At 77.6% G+C, this 3430-nt stretch carries 4 protein-coding genes; 1 reads left to right on the forward strand and 3 read right to left on the reverse strand.

Annotation, left to right across the window (positions count from 1 at the left end; translation table 11 throughout):
• Positions 1-122 precede the first annotated feature (122 nt).
• Genes ACWDCZ_RS39530 through ACWDCZ_RS39540 form a run of 3 tightly spaced genes read right to left on the reverse strand, consistent with a single transcriptional unit; the run spans position 123 to position 2369 of the window.
• Positions 123-413, reverse strand: a complete 291-nt coding sequence (locus tag ACWDCZ_RS39530; protein WP_449818491.1) for a lasso peptide biosynthesis PqqD family chaperone — start codon at positions 411-413, stop codon at positions 123-125.
• Entirely contained in the window at positions 413-2239 is a 1827-nt protein-coding gene (locus tag ACWDCZ_RS39535) for an asparagine synthase-related protein (RefSeq protein ID WP_449818492.1), read from the reverse strand. The genes ACWDCZ_RS39530 and ACWDCZ_RS39535 overlap by 1 nt, the downstream gene beginning before the upstream one ends.
• A gap of 10 nt (positions 2240-2249) precedes the next feature.
• Positions 2250-2369 (reverse strand): lasso RiPP family leader peptide-containing protein, encoded by a 120-nt coding sequence (locus tag ACWDCZ_RS39540; protein WP_107086612.1) that lies wholly within the window; start codon positions 2367-2369, stop codon positions 2250-2252.
• Between the two features lie 275 nt (positions 2370-2644).
• Between ACWDCZ_RS39540 and ACWDCZ_RS39545 the strand changes: the two genes are divergently transcribed.
• The gene (locus tag ACWDCZ_RS39545; RefSeq protein ID WP_449818493.1) at positions 2645-3370 is read left to right on the forward strand and encodes a class I SAM-dependent methyltransferase; all 726 of its coding nucleotides are present in this window, start codon (positions 2645-2647) and stop codon (positions 3368-3370) included.
• The last annotated feature ends 60 nt before the right edge of the window (positions 3371-3430 follow it).

Consider the following 3430-nt stretch of genomic DNA (forward strand, 5'->3'; position numbering starts at 1 on the left):
GGTGTCGGCGGTGCTGGGGGCGCTGACCCTGCTGCCGAGCCGGGCCGCGCCGATCGCCGCGAGGGCGGCGGGCCGCCGGTGCCAGGGCGGGCGGCCGGCGCGGGTGGCGTGGGCGTGCAGGCTCATCCGGCGGTGCCCGCTCCCGTGCCGGCCGGTCCGCCGGTGACCAGTCCGGCGGTGCGCAGGGTCTCGTGCAGCCGGTCGACGTCGGCGCGCGCCCGGTCGGCGGTGACGGGGTGGCGGGCGCTGAGGTCGGCGGCGGTCTCCTCGGCGGTGCGGCCGTCCAGCAGGGAGCGCAGGACGAGCAGTGCGGTGCGGTTGAGCTGGTAGTAGCGGCCGGAGCGCTCGTCGAGCAGGACGGCGCCGTCGTCGGTCGGGGTGAGCGTCACGTCGGGGCGCAGCTGGGCGGGCATCAGGTCCCTCCGGTGGTGGCGGCGTGGTGGCGGCTGCCGTGGGCGCGCAGCCAGTGTTCGCAGGCGAGGGTGGCGTCCAGGGCGGCGTAGGGGGTGCCGGTGGGGTAGAGCCCGAGGCAGGCCTGGCGCAGGGCGTCGGGGTCGATCAGGCCGGCGCGGGCCAGGGCGCTGTCCTCGGTGAGGGCGGCGAGTCGGGCGCGGTGGCGGGCGAGGCCCTGGTGGGCGTCGGGGGTGAAGTCGCCCTTGCCGGTGCGGCGCAGGAGGTCGGCGGGGACGTCCGGGGCGAGGGCGGTGGTGAGCAGGGGCTTGTAGGCGAAGGGGGTTCCGCGGGTGGCGGGGTCGGCGGCCAGGCAGGCGTCGAGGACCTGGTCGTCCAGGAAGGGTGTGCTGTACGGGGTGCCGGCGCGGGCGGTGGCGTCGACGAGCTGGCGCATGGCGGAGGCGCTGTGCCGGACCGTGCGCAGGACCTGGTGCTGGGCGTGCTGCGGGGCCAGGGGCCGGGCGCCCCGCAGGGCCTTGAGCTGGTCGCGGACCAGGGCGGCGGCGTGCGGGGTGGCCCAGGGCGGCAGCCGGGGTTCGGTTCCCCAGCCGAGGAGTTGGGTGGTGGGCGGCGCGGGGTGGGTGAGGCGGTCGGCGGCGTGGGCGAGCCAGGCGGGGTAGGGGCGGGGGTCGGCGAGGGCGCCGAGGGCGTCGGGCAGTTTCCAGCGCAGGCGGGCGCGGTGTCCGCGCAGGTGGCGGGCGGCGGTGGCGGGGTGGCGCGGGGCGAGGGTGCGCAGGTAGGCGGGGAGGGCCTGGAGGACTTCGTCGCCGCCTTCGCCGCTGATCCGCAGTCGGGCGCCGCGGGCGGCGAGGAGGCGGGCGACGGCCTCGTCGCGGGCCCTGGTGCGGGTCCAGGCGAACGGTTCGTCGCCCTGGGGGCCGGGGGTGTCGGTGTCGGCGAACATCGCGGGGAGGTCCTCGGCGGGCAGGACGAGCCGGGTGCCGGGCAGGTGGCGGGCGGCGCGGTCGGCCCAGGGGGCGTCCTCGTGGTGGGGGTCGAGGGAGCCGATGGTGACGGTGAGCAGCTCGGCGGGGCCGGTGGCGGCGAGGAAGCACAGGGGGGTGGAGTCGAGGCCGCCGGACAGGTCGGCGGCGACGAGTCCGCCGTCGCGGGTGCGGGCGGCGACGGCGCGGTGCAGGGCGTGGCGCAGGGCCGTCGCGGCTTCGGGGCGGGGTCGTTCGGGGGCGGGCGGCTGCCAGTGGGCGAGGGTGCGGGCGGGGCCGCCGGGGGCGAGCAGGGCGGTGTGGTGCGGTGGCACGGGGGTGATGCCGGGCCACAGGGGCAGGGTGTCGGCGGGGTGCGGCAGGGGGTGGGCGAGGCGCAGGGCGAGGCGTTCGGTGGACGGGGTGAGGCCGGCCGCGGCGGCCAGGACGTCGGCCCGGTCCGACAGGACGGGGACGCCGTGGACCTCGGCCAGGTGGAGGCGGTGGAGTCCGGACAGCGAGCCGCGGGCGGTGACGGTGCCGCGCACGGTGGCGATCAGGTGGTGGCTGCCGGCCGGGCCGTCGGTGTGGGTGAGGGCGAGGGCGTCGCGCGGGTCGCGGAGGTGTTCGGCGCGGCGGCGCAGCTGGTGGGTGTCGGTGTCGCTGGTGCCGAACACGGCCAGGGCGACCGGTCCGGCCTGGGCGGTGACCGCCTCGTCGGCCGGCCAGTGGCCGAGGATCCAGGGGCGGCCGCTGGGGTGGTGCAGGGCACGGCGCTCGGCCGTGCCCCACACCGCGGCCACCGCGGCTGCTGCGTCGGTGTCCGGCAGGACCACGAACCAGGTCCGCCGGTGGCCGTTCACGGCGCGGTCCTCAGGGGGCGAGGTAGTAGCCGTGGACGTCGGACTGGTTGCCGATGTCGAAGCCCCGGGTGAGGTCCGCGAAGTCGCCGAGTTCGATCATCACCGGGGGCTCGTACACGTCGTCGGTCATGGCAATGTCCTCTCTTGTGCGGGGAGTTGGACACGATCGCCGGCCGGCGGTGCTCCTACTCTTCCTCGTCGGTTCGCCGACGGACAAGCGGCGCCGGGGCCTTCGGCCGGAACCCGACGGCCCGGGCGGGAGTGGCCGCAGGCGCTCGCGGGACTGCTGAGCACCCGGGCGAGCGGGTGGCGGGGGCGGCGGGCGGGAGGCCGGATTCGGCCAGCCCTGGACGAAATGGTGTAGACCTGCCTGCTGCCGGACGGGGCCTCGCCTACGGTCGTCCCATGGCTGACGCATGCTTCGGGCACCCGCGGCTCGCCGCGCTCTACGACCCGCTCGACCCCGACCGCGGCGACCTCGACGCCTACCTGGCGATGGCACGGGAGTTCGGAGCGCGCCGGGTGCTGGACATCGGCTGCGGCACGGGGGTGTTCGCGCTCCTGCTGGCCGGCCGCGGGTTCGAGGTGGTCGGCGTCGATCCCGCCCTGGCCTCCGTGGAGGTCGCGCGGGCCAAACCGGGCGCCGGGCGGGTGCGGTGGATCCACGGCGACGCGACGGACCTGCCGCCGCTGCGCGCCGATCTGGCGACGATGACGGCGAACGTCGCCCAGGCGATCGCCGGTCCGCGGGCCTGGCGGGGGACGCTGCGGGGGGCCTTCGCGGCGCTGCGGCCGGGCGGGCGGCTGGTCTTCGAGACCCGCGATCCGGGCGCCCGCGCCTGGGAGGAGTGGACGCGCGAGCGCTCCCACCGGGTGACGGAGGTCCCGGGCGCGGGTGCCGTCGAGAGCTGGGTCGACCTGGTCGGGGTACGCGGGCCGCTGGTGACGTTCCGGTGGACGTACGTGTTCGCGGCGGACGGGCAGGTGCTGACGTCGGATTCGACGCTGCGCTTCCGGGAACGGGCGGAGGTGGAACGGGACTTGGCCGCCCACGGCTACGTGCTGGAGGAGGTCCGCGACGCTCCCGACCGGCCCGGGCGGGAGTTCGTCTTCGTGGCCCGGCGCCCGTGACCCCCGCCGATCCGGGGGCGCTGGCGTTCCGGGGCGCCGTGCACGGGAAGTCGGCCGGGC

This window comes from Kitasatospora sp. NPDC001225, assembly GCF_053597855.1.